The organism is Candidatus Poriferisodalis sp. (assembly GCF_965214215.1).
Taxonomy (GTDB): Bacteria; Actinomycetota; Acidimicrobiia; order Acidimicrobiales; family Poriferisodalaceae; genus Poriferisodalis.
Map to the genome: position 1 here is coordinate 1,223,100 of NZ_CBDCBD010000003.1, position 15,618 is coordinate 1,238,717.

12 protein-coding genes and 1 tRNA gene are annotated in these 15,618 nt (G+C 65.1%); 7 read left to right on the forward strand and 6 right to left on the reverse strand.

Features of this window, described 5'->3' with window-relative positions; translation table 11 throughout:
• Positions 1 to 2 precede the first annotated feature (2 nt).
• Complete coding sequence (locus tag ACOOF5_RS07940) at positions 3 to 980, forward strand: ABC transporter permease (RefSeq protein ID WP_420437966.1); 978 nt, start codon at positions 3 to 5, stop codon at positions 978 to 980.
• Between the two features lie 32 nt (positions 981 to 1,012).
• On the forward strand, positions 1,013 to 1,732 hold the full coding sequence (locus tag ACOOF5_RS07945; RefSeq protein ID WP_420437967.1) for an aspartate/glutamate racemase family protein: 720 nt from the start codon (positions 1,013 to 1,015) through the stop codon (positions 1,730 to 1,732).
• Between the two features lie 39 nt (positions 1,733 to 1,771).
• Here the strand turns inward: ACOOF5_RS07945 and ACOOF5_RS07950 are convergent, their stop codons facing one another.
• The 3 genes from ACOOF5_RS07950 to purN form a co-directional block, all read right to left on the reverse strand.
• Positions 1,772 to 3,595 carry a D-alanyl-D-alanine carboxypeptidase/D-alanyl-D-alanine-endopeptidase gene (locus tag ACOOF5_RS07950; protein ID WP_420437968.1) on the reverse strand — a complete coding sequence of 608 codons (1,824 nt, stop codon included), beginning with the start codon at positions 3,593 to 3,595 and terminating at the stop codon, positions 1,772 to 1,774.
• A 149-nt stretch (positions 3,596 to 3,744) separates the two neighbouring features.
• Positions 3,745 to 5,313: a bifunctional phosphoribosylaminoimidazolecarboxamide formyltransferase/IMP cyclohydrolase gene (gene purH, locus ACOOF5_RS07955; RefSeq protein ID WP_420437969.1), complete on the reverse strand. Its 1,569-nt coding sequence runs from the start codon at positions 5,311 to 5,313 to the stop codon at positions 3,745 to 3,747.
• Positions 5,310 to 6,017 carry a phosphoribosylglycinamide formyltransferase gene (gene purN, locus ACOOF5_RS07960; protein ID WP_420437970.1) on the reverse strand — a complete coding sequence of 236 codons (708 nt, stop codon included), beginning with the start codon at positions 6,015 to 6,017 and terminating at the stop codon, positions 5,310 to 5,312. Before purN ends, purH begins: the two co-directional genes overlap by 4 nt.
• 188 nt (positions 6,018 to 6,205) lie before the next feature.
• Between purN and ACOOF5_RS07965 the strand changes: the two genes are divergently transcribed.
• Together ACOOF5_RS07965 and ACOOF5_RS07970 are read left to right on the forward strand one after the other, a co-directional pair.
• Complete coding sequence (locus ACOOF5_RS07965; protein ID WP_420437971.1) at positions 6,206 to 9,142, forward strand: UPF0182 family protein; 2,937 nt, start codon at positions 6,206 to 6,208, stop codon at positions 9,140 to 9,142.
• Between the two features lie 312 nt (positions 9,143 to 9,454).
• A tRNA-Met gene (locus tag ACOOF5_RS07970) sits at positions 9,455 to 9,531 on the forward strand.
• 46 nt (positions 9,532 to 9,577) lie between these two features.
• Here ACOOF5_RS07970 and ACOOF5_RS07975 read toward each other — a convergent pair.
• From ACOOF5_RS07975 to ACOOF5_RS07985, 3 genes are all read right to left on the reverse strand, one after another.
• The gene (locus ACOOF5_RS07975) at positions 9,578 to 9,748 is read right to left on the reverse strand and encodes a hypothetical protein (protein WP_420437972.1); all 171 of its coding nucleotides are present in this window, start codon (positions 9,746 to 9,748) and stop codon (positions 9,578 to 9,580) included.
• 179 nt (positions 9,749 to 9,927) lie between these two features.
• Complete coding sequence (locus ACOOF5_RS07980; RefSeq protein ID WP_420437973.1) at positions 9,928 to 11,064, reverse strand: hypothetical protein; 1,137 nt, start codon at positions 11,062 to 11,064, stop codon at positions 9,928 to 9,930.
• Between the two features lie 22 nt (positions 11,065 to 11,086).
• Positions 11,087 to 12,040 carry a DNA-methyltransferase gene (locus tag ACOOF5_RS07985; protein ID WP_420437974.1) on the reverse strand — a complete coding sequence of 318 codons (954 nt, stop codon included), beginning with the start codon at positions 12,038 to 12,040 and terminating at the stop codon, positions 11,087 to 11,089.
• A 219-nt stretch (positions 12,041 to 12,259) separates the two neighbouring features.
• Between ACOOF5_RS07985 and ACOOF5_RS07990 the strand changes: the two genes are divergently transcribed.
• The 3 genes from ACOOF5_RS07990 to ACOOF5_RS08000 all read left to right on the forward strand — a co-directional run bounded on the left by ACOOF5_RS07990 (position 12,260) and on the right by ACOOF5_RS08000 (position 15,523).
• Entirely contained in the window at positions 12,260 to 14,128 is a 1,869-nt protein-coding gene (locus ACOOF5_RS07990; protein WP_420437975.1) for a GmrSD restriction endonuclease domain-containing protein, read from the forward strand.
• A gap of 427 nt (positions 14,129 to 14,555) precedes the next feature.
• Positions 14,556 to 15,356 (forward strand): hypothetical protein, encoded by an 801-nt coding sequence (locus tag ACOOF5_RS07995; RefSeq protein WP_420437976.1) that lies wholly within the window; start codon positions 14,556 to 14,558, stop codon positions 15,354 to 15,356.
• 14 nt (positions 15,357 to 15,370) lie between these two features.
• Positions 15,371 to 15,523: a hypothetical protein gene (locus ACOOF5_RS08000; RefSeq protein ID WP_420437977.1), complete on the forward strand. Its 153-nt coding sequence runs from the start codon at positions 15,371 to 15,373 to the stop codon at positions 15,521 to 15,523.
• Positions 15,524 to 15,618: the final 95 nt, after the last annotated feature.

The window sequence follows — 15,618 nt, forward strand, 5'->3', positions numbered from 1 at the left end:
GCGTGGCCGACTCAGCGATCTCGGTGCCGCCACCGTCCGGTACCAGGCACCAACTCAACGTGCTGGCGCGTTTCGGCATCGTCTGGGTCACCCTTGTGCTCTTCGTCGTTCTGGCCATCACGACCGACGGATTCCTGACCGCCCCGAATCTGCGCAACGTGCTGGACCAGCAGGCGACTCTGCTGATCGCCGCCTCGGTGGCAACGCTCACCATGATCGCCGGCGGCTTCGACGTGTCGATCGCCGCGGTTGCGGTCGTGGCGCCGCTGGTTGCGCTGAGGGTTGAGAACGCCACCGGCTCGGTGCTGCTGGCGCTGGCCGCGGGATGCACGTTCGGCTTGGCGGTGGGGCTCGCCAACGGCTCCATCGTGGCGTTCGCCCGCATCAACTCGTTCATCACGACGCTGGCGACGTCGTTCATCGTGTTCGGCCTGGGCTACATCGTGAGCGAACGCAGCATCCTGCGGCCGGTTAGCGACAACTTCCGTGACATCGCACGAACACGGGTGCTGAGCCTGACCACGGCTACCTGGATCTCGCTTGCCGTGGTGGCGGTGGCGTGGGTTGCACTCGCAGGCACCCGCTTCGGCCGCCACGTCTATGCAACGGGAGGGAATGCCGAGGCCGCGCGGCTGGCTGGGGTCCGCACCCGATTCATCGTCGTGTCCGTCTTTGCGCTGTCCGGCTTCGCGGCCGGGCTTGCCGGCGTCGTGGCAGCCTCCCGGACGATCAGCGCCACACCGTCGGACGACTTCAGCTTCGTCTTCGGTGTCATCGCCGCCATCGTGGTCGGTGGCACGTCGATCGCCGGCGGCACCGGCGCCGTCTGGCGGACGCTGCTCGGCGCCTTTTTCATCGCGTTCATGGTGAACGGCTTCAACCTCCACCAGGTCGATCCGATCTGGCAGCGCGTCATTCAGGGCGTCGTGATTCTCGTCGCCGTAGCCGCCGACGCCTGGTCCCGATCCCGCCGAACCTGACTACCGACTCTTCCTCACACAAAGGACTCACTGTGAAGATTCACATCGTCATTCCGATCACATCTGACGCGTTCAACGACCAGATTCTTCTCGAAGCTCGAAGCTACGTCGGGCCGGAAATCGAGATCGAGGTCTCAAACCTGAGCCATGGGCCGGCCTCCATCGAGTCGTTCTATGACGAGGCGCTCGCGGGGCCAGCAATTCTCTCCGAAGTGCGCCGCGCCGCTGACTCCGGGGCGGACAGCGTTTTCATCACATGCTTCGGCGACCCGGCTGTGCCTGCAGCACGTGAGCTCGTGGATATCCCGGTTGTCGGCGGCTTCGAACCCGCGGTCGCGACTGCGCTCACCTTGGGTGCGCGCTTCTCAGTCCTCACCGTGCTGGAGAACGTCGTGCCGATGATCTCGGATCTCGCCACACGAATGGGCATCCGTGAACGGATGGTTTCCGTCGAAGTCGTCGACACGCCCGTGCTCGAACTACACGACGGCGAAGCGCTCGGAAAAAGCCTCGCCCAGGCATCGCACCGTGCTCTCGATCAAGGTGCCGATGTGCTGGTGCTGGGTTGCACCGGCATGCTCGGCGTAGCTGCTGCGCTGCAGTCCCAGCTTGAGACGGATCGAGTGAGGGTTCCCGTCGTCGATCCGACCGGCGCGTCGCTCGGACTACTGCTCACACTGCAGTCGATGGGCTTAAGGCCGAGCCGCCGCACCTACATGCCTCCCCCCGACAAGGAGCGCATCGGCGCCTGACGCTGCTCCTCAGTGGCGAACCTGGCGCTCGGCCTGGGTTCAGCTTGACGGGCCGTAGGTGTAGCGACCGATGGCGTTGAGGGTGCGCTGGCGAAGCGAGTTGCAGCTTCCGATGCGGATGATGAGCGGTTCGTTGGCGATCATGGCGAAAGTCAGCACGTCGCCGTTGGCAGCGGTGCTGACGCCGGCGATGGCCGAGCTGTCATTCAGCTGACCTCCCTTGGCGAAGACCGTGTTCGTGGACCCATTCCCGTTGGCGGGAGTCTGCGGGCCGCAGCTCGTAAGCGTCGGGGTTCGCCCTGCGATCGACAGCGAGGTCGCGAAGCGGGAATCGGCTCCCGCCAGCAGCAGCAAACGCACAGCCGCCTCGCAGCTCATGCGGTTGTGGACCGACAGCCCCGAGCCGTCCACCAGCACGATCTCGTCGGCCGTCGTTCCCAAGACCTCGGCGAGCGCGGCAGTTGCTGCCGCCGCCGAGGCCGCCCGTGACGAGTCACCGTGGAGTCGACCGATCTGCTTGAGCAGCATCTCCGCCGGGGTGTTCTCTGAGTAGCGCAATATCCGTACCAACATCTCTGCGACCGATGGTGAGGTGATGGCGCCCAGATCGGTCGAGTCGTTCGCCGCCGGGGCGCTGCCCGACCGTGGTCGCTGACGGATCACCACGCCGCGTGCCTCGAGCAGGTCGTCGAAATTCGACGCTGCTGCTTGGACTGAATCGGTGCTGCGGGTGTGGCTTCGCCGGTCGACGGTGTAGGGCGAGTAGCCGTCGTTGATGATCAAGCCCGACAAAACGCCCACGAAGTTCTGCGACAGGTACGACTGCTTCCAGATCGGCGGCGTCTCCGACGTCGCGCCGGGCGGATAGTGCGTCGTGTAGCTCTGCTCACCGTCGGCGAACCATGATCCGTCCCCGACAATCGCACCGTCGATCGTGTCGATGCCGAGCGCGTCGAGTGCCTCCATGACGCTGTCGGCGAGCTGGGTCACGTCGGTGTAGGGGCGGGCATCGGCGATGCGATTGATGTACCCGGGCGTCGCCAGCACCGGGTCGCCACCGCCGATCAGGTAGAGGTCGCCCCGCAGCACACCGTCACTGACTGAAGCGAGCGCGCTGGCATCAGCAACCACCTGTGTCGTGAACGTCGCATCGGCGCCCAGTTCGCTCAGTGCCGCAGTGACGGTCGCAAGCTTGGCCAGCGACGCCGGCAGCAAAGGTGTGTTGGCCTGGTGCTCGAAGACCGGCGTGCCGTTGCGATACAGCGACATGCACATGTCTTCAGTCGCCTCGCTGGATCGCAGCGCGGCCGAGAATTCGTTGGCCAGCCGCTGCTGCCACGCTGGGGTGTTGTCGTTGGGCTCGTCATCTGTGTTGTCGGGCGCGCTGGGGTCTTCGCCTGCTGCGAGCGCTGCCGCGACGGCGCCTACCGCGGTAGCGGTCTGCCAGCGATCCGCGCCGTAGACGCGGGTTATGTCGCGGCCCCCCAGCTTGGCGCCGGACACTGCTGCAGGGCCGCCGACCACGTAACCGCCGGCCGCCGCTGTGGCGAGCCTGCGGAGCTGGTCCCCCGGAAACGGTTCGTCGCGATCCCCAGCGAGCACGATGCAGGCTCTTTCGGCCAGCACACCGACGAGCGTCACCGCCGAGTAGATGTCGGACTGTGCATCGGCGTCGGACGCGACGATCACCGGCACGGCGTCGGTGCAGTCGCCGAGCACCTCGGGCGGCGGCAGCACTGGAGCCGCCGCGGACGAAGACGTCTGCGCGCCCGCAGGACGCGGAAACGGCACGCCAAGTGCGGCCAGCAGCACGACTACAGCTGCGACTGCCGCGCCGCGTTGACCGAGTCTTGGCGCGTTCATCTCGTTCTGCCCTCGTCGCTCGTGCCCGTTGGTCTGATGGTTCCGGCAGTCAGTGGTGCCGGCTGTGTTTGATGGTTCCGCCACTAGTGGCGGCTGTGTTCGATGGTTCCGGCACCTATCAGTGCCGGCTGTGTTTGATGGTTCCGCCACTAGTGGCGGAACTGCCTCTCGCCGGTGAACAGCATGGCGAGGCCGAGCTCGTTAGCCCGGGCAATGACATCGTCGTCTCGCAAGGCGCCGCCGGGTTGCACGACGACAGCCACTCCGGCTTCGGCGGCGGCTTCGACGCCGTCAGCGAAGGGGTAGAACGCATCACTGGCGCAGGCACCACCCGCCGCCCGCCCGTCGGCCTTCGCGGCGGCGAGTTGGCCTGATTCGACACGGTTCTGCTGGCCCGCGCCGATGCCCCACGCCGTGCGGTCGCGCGCCAGCACGATCGCATTCGACGTCACGTGCCCGCAGACTCGCCACGCGAAGCGGGCATCGGCGAGCTCGGCTGCCGTCGGCTTGCGCTGGGTGACCACCTGCCACTCTTCGGGCGCCGAAGCAAACGCGTGCGGCGACTGCACCAGCCAGCCGCCGTTGATCTGCCGCAGTGAAATGCCGGCTTCGTCAGGCCGGGGCGCTTCGAGCACCCGGGTATTGCGCCGCTTCGCCTCGATGCGCTCTACGACGCCGTCCTCGTAGCCGGGCGCGATGATCAGGTCGGCCTGTGCCGCCGTCTCGATGCGCTCGACCGTGTCGAGATCGACGAACTGATTGAACGCCACGATCCCGCCGAACGCCGAGCGGGCGTCGCAGTCGTAGGCCCGCTGGTACACGTCGGCAAGATCGCCGCCGGCAGCCGCACCGCACGGATTCGCGTGCTTCACAATCACGACCGCTGTCGAACCCTCGGCATCGCCGAGATCGTGCACGATCCGCCACGCCGCATCGGCGTCGAAAAAGTTCAGATAGCTCAGCGCTAGCCCACCGTGCTGGTACGCGTGATCCCACCAAGTCAGCTCGCCGACCGGCCGGTAGCGGGCGCCGAGATGGTGCGGGTTCTCGCCGTAGCGACACTCGTCCACCCGTTCCAGCGCCAGGTGCACCGTCGGCGGCAGGGGCGCAGCCTCGTCAGATTCGCCGGCCCCCGGTGCGGGCTCGACGCCGCCGCTGACCGGCTCGTCGAGCCAGCTCACGATCGCCGCGTCGTACGCCGCGGTATGGGCGAAGGCCGCACGCGCCAGCCGCCGGCGCGTCGCAGTGCTCAGTGCGCGCGAGTCAGCCAGCTCAGCCAGCACCGGCTCGTAGTCGGCCGGGTCCACCACCACTCCGACGCCACCAGCGTCGTCGCCGTGGTTCTTCGCGGCAGCCCGCACCATCGCTGGCCCGCCGATGTCGATCAGCTCGGGACCCGGATCGGACCGGAACGGGTACAGGTTGCACACCACCAAGTCGATGGCCGCAATGTCGTGCTCCGACAATGACGCCAAGTGAGCGGGCTTTGACCGATCCGCCAGAATCCCGCCGTGGATGCGGGGATGCAGCGTCTTCACCCGGCCGTCGAGCATTTCGGGGCTGCCGGTCACGTCTTCGACTGCCAGCACCGGCACCCCGGCATCGGCCAGCGCGGCGGCCGTGCCGCCGCTCGAGGTGATCTCCCACCCGAGCCCCGACAACCGGGTCGCGAAGTCGACCACGCCAGTCTTGTCCCACACCGAGATCAACGCCCTCATCGGGTCTGTCCTTCCTGTCTGCCGTTCGGTTCGAGTTTGCTGCCGTCGTCACCAGCGCATTGCTCCAGGAACGCCGCAATGGTCGCCGGGTAGAGCTCTCGTTCGGTCGCTTTGATGCGCTCGTGCAGCGTGGCCTCGTCGTCACCGGCGAGCACCGGCACCGCTCGCTGTGCCAAGACCGGGCCGGCGTCCACCTCGGGAATCGCTACGTGCACGGTGCAGCCCGACTCGGTGGCCCCGGCATCCAACGCGTCACGCACGGCATGCCAGCCCGGGAACGCCGGCAGCAATGACGGATGGGTGTTCAGCACCCGTCCCCGATAGCGGCCGTCGCCCCATTCGAAGAACGTTGCGTCCAACACTGTGCCGAAGCCCGCCATCGCCACCACGTCGACCCCTCGTCCCCCCAGCACAGCGGCCAGCTCGCAGCTGTAGCCCTTGCGATCGAACCGCCGTGGGCCCATTCCGCCATCGGCCCCGCCAGCGCCGCCGGCCGCTCCGGCCCCGCTGGCATCTCCGGCCCCGCCAGCCTGGCTGGCCGTCCAATCGTCGCGCCCGACCAGCACCGTGGATATCGCCGCATCGGCCGCAATCCCCAGCCCACGGCACGGCCGATCGGCACCCACCAAGTCCACGGGCAGGCCGACATTGAGCATCGCTTCGAGGATCGAACCGGTTCCCGAGACCAGTACCGCCAATTGCACGCCGCCGAAGCTACGCGCCGCGCCCGGCGACAGCGCGGTCCGCAGACTGCACTACTCACGCGCCCCAGTAGCCTCGCTGCCATATGCGTCCGCCTGAGGACATGCCTCCTTCTTCGTCCGAACCGCCCGGCGGACCACAAGGTCCCCAAGGACCGCAAGGCCCGCAGGGACCGCGAGGTCCCCAGCGGGTGCCACGCCGACCACGCGGCCTCACGCGCTTCCGCCTGATCATCGGCATCGCCGTTGCGGTCGGTCTCGTCCTGCTGTTCTCCATCCGGGGCCTGGCCGGCTTTTGGACCGACTACCTGTGGTTCGACAGCCTGGGTTATTCCTCGGTGTGGTGGAAGGTGCTGTGGGCCAAGATCGGCTTGGGCCTGCTGTTCACGGCGATCTTCTTCGTCCTGGTGTGGTTGAACCTGTTCATCGCCGAGCGTCTCGCTGCCCGCGCGACACCGGCAGGACCGGCCGAGGACATCGCCGCCCGCTGGCACCAGATGTCCCGCCGCCGCCGTGGTCTCGTGCGCATCGGCGTCTCGTTGGTCCTGGCCTTCATGGTCGGCTCGGGAGTTTCAGGCCAGTGGGAATCGTGGCTGTTCTTCATCAACGCCACCGACTTCGGCCTCGCCGACCCGCAGTTCGACCGCGACGTCGGCTTCTACGTCTTCCGTCTGCCGTTCTTCAACTTCTTGGTCGGCTGGGCGTTCGCCGCCGTGTTGGTGACGTTCATCTTCACCACCGTCTGGCATTACCTGAGCGGCGCGATCCGGGTGCAGGCCCCCGCAGGCAGCCGAGTGCAGCCGCAGGTGAAGGCCCACCTGTCGCTGCTGCTGGGCATCTTGGCGCTCATCAAGGCGGTCGGCTACTACTTCGACCAGTTCGAGCTGACGTTGTCGACACGGGGCTTCGTCGACGGCGCCACCTATACCGACGTGAACGCGCAGCTGCCGGTGCTGCGGCTGCTCATGGTCATCAGCCTGTTCAGCTTCGTGCTGTTGGTGGTGAACATCTGGCGGCGCGGCTTCACCTACCCGGTGATCGCCGTGGCGCTGTGGGTGGTCATTGCCGGGCTCGCGGGTGCGGCATATCCGGCCATCGTTCAGCGTTTCCAGGTGGAACCTTCGGAGTCCACCCGGGAGGCCCCCTACATCGAGCGCAACATCGAGATGACCCGAATCGCGCTCGGGCTCGACAACGTGACGTCGAGCGAGTTCAACTACGAACCCGAGCTGACAGCCGAAGACATCGAGAAGAACTTCGACACGGTGCGCAACGTGAGGCTGCTCGACCCCGCAGTCATGCAGGACACGTTCCAGCAGACCCAGGGCATCAAGAGCTTCTACGACTTCCGCGACATCGATGTGGACCGCTACGAGATCAACGGCCAGGTCACCCAGATCGTGCTGGCGGCCCGTGAGCTGCGCCCCACCGAGCTGCCGACCGACACGTGGGAAACTGAGCACGTCGCCTACACCCACGGCTACGGCGTGGCGGCGGCGCCCGCCAACGGTGTCGATTCCAATGGCCGGCCGGCGTACGCGCTGGGCGACATTCCCAACGTGATCTCCCCGGGCGCGGAGGCGCTTGCGCTCGACGAGCCGGGCCTGTACGTCGGCGAGGACCTGCACGGCTACGCGATCGTGGGTGCCCAGCGAGCCGAGGTCGACTTCCAGGACGACGACGACCGTACCGAGACGACCCGCTACGACGGTGAAGACGGGGTGGGCATCGGCGGCTTCTTCCGGCGCTTGGCGTTCGCAGTTCGCTTCGCGGAACCGAACCTGCTGGTGTCGGGCGAGATCCAGGGCGAGAGCCGGATTCTCTTCAACCGCGACATCACCCAGCGGGTGGAGCTGCTGGCTCCGTTCCTGTCCTACGACGACGATCCCTATCCCGTCGTGCTCGACGGGAAGGTGAAGTGGGTGCTCGACGCGTTTACCACCACCACGCAGTTCCCTTATGCGCAGCGCACCAATTCGCGGGCGTCGACGGTGGGAAGCGACCTGCGCCAGCCGTTCAACTATGTGCGTAACTCGGTGAAAGCCGTGGTGGACGCGTACGACGGCACGGTCACGTTCTATGTGGTGGACGATGACGATCCGATCGTGCAGTCCTACATCAAGCAGTTCCCGGCGCTGTTCTCCGACGAGGCGCCGCCGCCCGAGCTGCAGGACCACTTCCGTTATCCCGAGGATCTGTTCCGGGTGCAGACCGAAGCGTGGGGCCGTTACCGCCTGAACAACCCGTCGGAGTTCTACGACGCTGCGGGTGCGTGGGCAGTTGCGCAGGATCCGGGCGATTCGATCGGCCAGACCACTGTAGAGACGGTGCGCGACGAGACGACTGGGCAGGTGATCGCCACGGTCGAGGCCAGAATCTCGCCGCAGTACTTGTTGTTCCGATTGCCGGGCGACGACGATGCGTCGTTCGTGATCTTCCGGCCGTTCGTGCCGTTCTCTGAGGATGATTCGCGCAAGAACCTCGAAGGCTTCATGGTGGTCCACAACGATCCGGACCGGTATGGCGATATCGAGGTGTTCGAGATCCGCTCGGATCAGCCGATCGACGGTCCAGCGTTGTTCAACTCGAACATCCAGACCGAGGAGGAGATCTCCGAGCGGCTGACGCTGCTGAACCAGAACGGCTCGGTGGTGCGGCCCGGCAACCTGCTGCTGATCCCGGTGGAGAACTCGCTGCTGTATGTGCGACCGCTGTTCATTGCGGCGACCGGGCCGACGGCGGTGCCTGAGTTGCAGTTGGTGATTGCCGGCATCGGGTCGAATGTGGCGATCTCTGAGACGTTCGAAGGGGCGCTCGAGAAGGCGATCGGCGGGGCCGAAATCGATATCGGCAATGGAACGATCCGGTCGACCACTGCGGCGCCCACGACAACCGACGATGCCGACGACGAGCCGGCAGCTGCGCCCGATGACGAGGCCGACGAGCCCGACCCGGCCCCCGAGACCGACACGGTGACCAACCTGCTCGAGCGAGCCTCACGGGCGTTCGACCGGGCCGACGCCGCCTTGCGCGAAGGCGACCTGGCTACCTACCAAGAGGCCGTAGACGAGGCCGAGGGCCTCATCGCCCGAGCCGCCCGAATCCTCGAACAAGCCGCCTCCGGCTAAGTCGACTGCGACCCGGCTCTAGGTCTGAGTGCGAGTGCGGCCTGATGTCGTCTGAACAAGCACGGTCACGACTTCGTGAACTGATTCTTGACGGCGCCGTAGGGCCAGTGATTGGGCGTGCCGACGAGCACTACTTCGCTTCGCTCCGGGATCGCGCTCGATCAAAGGCCAAAGCACCGCAATCTCCGGCCGGCAAGCCTGCGAACCTCAGGTCGCCCTAGCCGCGCAGCAGCCCTCGACCCTGGATGAAGCGAGATTCCGCACCCAACCTTGCTGGTGTCGGAGGGCCGCTGGTAGTGTTGTCGCTCTCGCCGCGGGGTGGAGCAGTCTGGAAGCTCGTCGGGCTCATAACCCGAAGGTCGCAGGTTCAAATCCTGCCCCCGCCACCAATCAGCAAGCTCCGGCAGCCCAGCTCCGGGGCTTGTTTCGCGCCGGTCAGTCTTCGCGTCGCACGCCCTTGAACGGGCCGCTGGCTCTCTTCATCGCCACGAAGCGGCCCGAGGACGCATCGCGCTTGGTCCAGTTGCCGTTCTTCGGATTCTGGAACTGGCTGCGGCCTCTGATGGCTCCGTTCCGGCCGCCGCCCTTGCCGCCGTTCTTGGCCATCGTGCCTCCTGGCTCCGTCAACTCAGTGTATTTCTGAGCTGGTCAAGGTGACGGTGTCGCGTCCCCCTGCCCAAGCCGATTCGGCCCACCCAACCTCGGCGTGCGGCAGCAGTCAGCTCACTGCCACGGCTGGCAGACCACCCATGCAGGCCATACCCGGTGTGACTCGTTCGGCGTAGCTATGGGTCGTCCTGCGCAGGCGCCCTGTCATCCGCTGCCGAGTCTCGCTGCAGTTCGGGCCAACGATTGAGCATCTTGCTGCATATGTCCGCGTATAGGCGTTCGGTTGCGCCTCCACCCAATGCAGCCTCTGGGGCTACATCGAATGCATAGTGCAGCAGCGTGGGGGTGTCGGTCTCGATCACCATGTCGATCAGCAACGGGTTGGGTGAAACGCCGACGGTCTGATCGGTGTCGAACACGAGAATCCACGCCGGGGCTTCCTCGGTTAGACCGACGCCCTCCGGTCGAGGCAACGACCGGAGCGTCGGATTGTCAGGATCGGCTTGTAGCTCAGGTCGGCCGAGATGGGGCTGCCAGGAATTCCACACAGCACGCGGAAGCGCCAACACGGTTCCTGCGCAGCTCGTGTGCAGACCCAACTGGAACTTGAAAATCATCTGGTAAAAGGTCCGCTTGAACGTGTCGGCGATGCTGGGCCCTTGGATTGCTCGCCCCGCCCACTCGGGATTCTCACCAATCTGATCGGCGAAGCTCGCTTCGTGCAGGTCGAGCGCGCTTCGCAGCGCGCTCGTGGCTTCCCCATACGACCCGTGGAACTCCATTGTCTGCACCTCCACGATGGCGTACCGACCGATCTCGGGATCGCCAGAACCCGGCAGTAGCTGAACCATTGTGATGTCGAACGAGAACTCCGGTGACCGGTCGGTCGGTCTCAAAGAGATTTCACCGCCGAGGCGAGCACGAAAGTAGACGAACGCCGGTGTGCCGGCGGCGAGCGCTGCTCGAATGCGCGACTGGGTTGTCGGTTCGTCGAGCGTCACGGCTGCGACGATCAGCGCATCCGCATCAACGGCGATGTCGAATAGGTGATGCGCGACTTCGTTGAGCAACCCGTGGTCGAGTGTGCGATATGGGCAAACCAGCCAGTCGATCGAACCCTCGTCCACGCCATATCGCGTCGCGTCCCGGCTGGTGATGGTGCACACACCTTGGGAGGGCGTCGCCTTGATGCACTCCTGAGCTTCGCCGACTGCGGCGGTCAGAAAGGGGCACAGTTGAGTCTTCATCGCATCCAGCGATGCGTCGCCGAGTTGCACACCGGGGAAGATGCGCTGCCCGAACCACTCTCCCACGAAGTGATTCGGCCGCCGCGAGCTACTCGGAGGCATCAGACCGGGTGCTGGTCGTGGTCGCCAGATCCTGCGCAGCAGCCTCTGCGAACGATTCGGCCATCTCGAATCCAATCGCAGTGCGCCCAGTCTCGGCCGCGATCGTGAGCGCGCGTCCGGTGCCGCAGAACGGGTCCAGAACCACGCCGCCGACCGGTGAAGACGACAGAATGCGAGGGCGAATCAGGTCAGGCGGGAATGTCGCCGTGTGGCCATGCGCACCCGAGCGAGCGTTGACTGTCACGACGTCGCGCCGGCCGGGCTCGGCTTCCTCCGCGTCGTAGAAATATGAGGCCCGGCCCTCGCTCGGTCGGTGGACGAAGTGAAACAGGTGCTCGTGGGTCAGCCGAAGACGATCCTTCTCTGGACGGGGCGGAACGTTCGGCTTCGACCAGATGAGATCGTTGCGAAGAATCCAGCGACGACCCTGCATCGCGATCGCGAACCGTGCTGGCACCATCAGCAACTGCTTTTCCTGTCGGTAGTCACCCATCGGGGTTCGCCGCCTGACCCTGCCCGTGTCTCCGAGACCCTGGCGGCCCCGGGGGCGGATGCTTGCCCACCGCGCGAAATAGGTGTCTCCCATATTGATCCAAACGTTCCCATCGGGCTTGAGAACAGGGCGCGCTCGATCGAACCACTCGGCCAGGTGCGCCACGTACCAGTCGGGGGTCGGCTCAAGGCCCAACATGCCGCCGTTCGCTCGATACCAGTCATACGGCGGGGCTGCATCGAGCAGGTTGCCCTCGCGACGCCACGCATCCTGAACTCCCCAATCGTGGTGCTCCTGCCCCTCGTACACGCGTTGACACCAGTACGGCGGGCTCGTCACGATCAAGTCCACGGATGACTCAGGGAGCTTGTCGATCAGATCGAATGCATCACCGCAGTAGATCTCGGATGCTTGAGGTGTCGACGCATTGGCAGATCGATTGCTCATGCAGTCCACAATAGGAACGGGGTGCAACACGACAGCGGACTGCGGTTGGCGAGACGGTCCTGGGGAGTGTCAGACACGCATGTCGTGGACATAGAGGTTGGTTGCAGCGTGATGGGTTGAGCCTGCTGCTCGATCGCAAAGTGGCCGTCGGCTGGCTCTGGCTCCAACCTGTCGAATCGGACGGCGCGTCGTAGGCTCGCCGCCTGTCGTTTCGGGATTGTGAGGTCGGACGAAATGGACCAGAAGTTCACGAGCAACGAGGAGCCGCTTTCTGACCTGCTTCGTAAGGCGGCGGCCGGGTTGCTGCAGCTGCCGGATTTCCAGCGCGGCTGGGTGTGGGACGACGCCCACATTGTGAGCCTTCTTGCCTCGATTTCGCATTCGTACCCGATCGGTGCGGTGATGACGCTTCGCACCGGGAACCCGGAGGTGAAGTTTCGGCCTCGACCGATCGAGGGCGTGAAGCTCGATCAGCCCCAGGAGCCTGAGTTCATGTTGCTTGACGGGCAGCAGCGCATGACTTCGCTGTACTTGGCGCTGCACTCGTCGGACCCTGTGCCGACGCGAGACTCAAGGGGCCGCGACGCACGGCGCCACTACTACGCGAGCATCGATGCCTGCATCGATCCGTTCGCCGATCGCGAGGATGACGGGATCGTCAGCGTGCCGGAGGATCGGCGGATTACCTCGGATTTCGGTCGCCAGATTGATCTCGACCTGTCAACCAGAGAAGCCGAGATCGAGGTTGGCCACTTTCCGCTCGACATCGTCCTCGACGGCAACGAGACCATGGACTGGCAGATGGCCTTTCTCAGTGACGGCCCAGGCGAACGCGACGAGCGGCTTGACAAGTGGAAGCGATTCGTCGAAGCCGTGGTGAAGCCATTCACCTCCTACCAGGTGCCGGCCATCGAACTCGCGAAATCGACACCCAAGGAAGCTGTCTGTCAGGTTTTCGAGAAAGTCAACACGGGCGGCGTTTCGCTCACCGTGTTCGAGCTGCTCACCGCGACGTTCGCCGCCGACAACGTCAATCTGCGCGATGACTGGAATCGCAGGAAGTCCAAGTTCGACGATTCACCAGTCCTTGCGCGGTTCGAGGCGACGGATTTTCTGCAGATCGTGACCCTGCTTGCGACGCTTGAAGAGCGAAGATCGCACATCGCTGGCGGTCACGAGGGCGATCGGGCACCGGCAGTCTCGTGCAAGCGCAAAGACGTGCTCCGTCTCACCTTGGCGGACTACGAGAAGTGGGCCGACATCGCGACCGATGCGGTGCGGCGAGCTGTTCCGTTCTTGCACTCCGAGAGCATCTTCGCGGCGTGGGACCTGCCGTACACGACACAGCTGGTGCCCCTCGCGTCGATCCTTGCAGTACTTGGTCCCGAGGCCGAGGGCATCGGCCTCACCCAGCGGCTACGCCGGTGGTATTGGTGCGGCGTGTTCGGCGAAATGTACGGCGGCGCCACCGAGACCCGATTCGCCAACGATCTGCAAGATGTCGTGGACTGGGTCCAACACGGCGGACCTACGCCGCGCACGATCACAGCATCCCAGTTTCAGGCGTCGCGGCTGCTCACGCTGCGGACTCGCAACAGCGCCGCCTACAAGGGGCTGTACGCGCTGCAGATGCAGCACGGCGGCCGCGATTTTCGAACAGGCAAACCCATCGACGTCCACGCGTACTTCGATGACAGCATCGACATCCACCACATCTTCCCCAAGAAATGGTGCACAGATAACGGCATCGAAAGCGATGTCGCAGACAGCGTCGTCAACAAGACGGCGATCGACGCCCGCACGAACAAGATCATCGGCGGCGATGCGCCGCGTCGATACCTCGCAAGACTGGAAGAACGCGACGGGATCGAACCGGCCGAATTGAACGCCATCGTCCGGTCACACGGCGTCGATCCGATGGCACTGCGGCGCGATGACTTCACGGCCTTCTTCGCTCAGCGCTTCGAGTACCTCGTCGCCCAGATCGAAGAGGCGATGGGCAAGCCGGCCAACCGTTCCAAAGACGGGGACGACAATCCCTTCACGGCAGACAGCGACAGCCTCGAACATGCAGTCACATCTCCGTGAGTTCCGGGCAGCGGCCACAACCATCGTGACTGGTCCGACGGGTGTACCGCTCACCCGAGCTGCAGAGCGAGCCTGTGTGCTCGGTGCCAGCTAGTTGACGGCATTCCGATCTGGTGAGTGACGGGGTGGGACATGTCAGGACGGCGTAAGAGACCGAGAGCACATGGCTTCGCCACGACAGCATGAGCCTCACCGCGGCCTCGTGCTCGCAGCAGAGAGTGTCATTTCCTCTGTGTAAGGGGGTTGGTCCTGGGAGCCGTGTGCGGGTCGGTCCCGTGCTGCTCGGCGACGGTCTGGTCAGTTTGGGGTGGTGGACATGCGAATACGACGATCCGGCGCTGAGGGCCTGATGGTGACACTGCGCAGTGATCCGGACCCAGCGGCGACGGCAGAGGCAAGGACACCGATCCTGGGAGAGGAGTGACTGATGACGACTGACTCGTCAGACCGAAACGAGGACGTTCTTGAACAGGTTCGCGGCCATTGCGATTCGTTCTATAGCGAGGAGTCGATCAGCACCTACTTCAACACTCGCCTGGCGATGCTCGCCGCGGTCAACGAGCACCGGGGGCAGTTCATCGCATGGGCTGATCAGGGCCTCAGCTTCTACGGCGTGGACATCTCGATTCCCAGCGTCGAAGTCGACAACGCTCTGCCGGACCCGCCGTCGGCGAACGACGACCCCTTGCAGTGGTACATCCAAGCCGAGACGATCTCGCCGCTGCATCACGCGCTGGAGACGCTGCTGCAGCTCTACACAGGCTTGGTTGACGCTGTGGACTGGTGGGACCCGCTGGCGGCTCTTGCGGACCGGGACCGCAGGCTGCCAAAGCTCGTCGAGCAGCACATCACCGGCAAGCACAAGGACGAAATGCGATCCGACGTCAGCTATCTGCTGCTCGGTAAAGAGTCGGTGCCAGATGACGACGCCGAGCGCTTGGCGGTCATCGACAACCTGTCAGGAATCCTGCACGTGCTCGCACGTGAATGGCTCGACGCCCGCCGTCCCTACAACGCGATCAAGCACGGGCTGCGTGTCTCCCAGACCGACTCATCGTTCCGCCTCGGAAGGACTCCAGACGACCTGGTGACGATGGCCGACGGCCCGAGCATCAAGTTCTTGAACCACACCGACTGGCAGCCGCGTCCTCCCGGCGAAGGCGGCGGGAAGAGCGGCAATGGAGCGTCGAGACGCACTGGATCAATTTCGGCCAGGCAAGCAAGCTGATAGCCGTGTCCTGCGTGATCATCGACTGTCTGTGGTCTTCGGCGGTCGCACGCTGGTCCGAGTCAGGCATCGATGACCTTCAATTGGCGCTTCCCGACCCTGACGTGATCAACCCGAGGACCCTCCGCGCCGCCGGCGACGCGGCGCCTGGTCTCAAGATGACCTGAGGCTTGTTCATCGAGACGAAACCGGCCTGAACGGACCGACGCCCTCAAGGACATTCCGGACCGGCGTGGCTCATATGGCCGCGAGGCGGATCAGG

What these genes read in the sequence shown, in the direction of transcription:
- ACOOF5_RS07950 (WP_420437968.1), bottom strand. Translation starts at nt 3,595, where the DNA reads ATGAACGCGCCAAGACTCGGTCAACGCGGCGCGGCAGTCGCAGCTGTA.
- ACOOF5_RS07985 (WP_420437974.1), bottom strand. Translation starts at nt 12,040, where the DNA reads ATGAGCAATCGATCTGCCAATGCGTCGACACCTCAAGCATCCGAGATC.
- ACOOF5_RS07975 (WP_420437972.1), bottom strand. Translation starts at nt 9,748, where the DNA reads ATGGCCAAGAACGGCGGCAAGGGCGGCGGCCGGAACGGAGCCATCAGA.
- purH (WP_420437969.1), bottom strand. Translation starts at nt 5,313, where the DNA reads ATGAGGGCGTTGATCTCGGTGTGGGACAAGACTGGCGTGGTCGACTTC.
- ACOOF5_RS07995 (WP_420437976.1), top strand. Translation starts at nt 14,556, where the DNA reads ATGACGACTGACTCGTCAGACCGAAACGAGGACGTTCTTGAACAGGTT.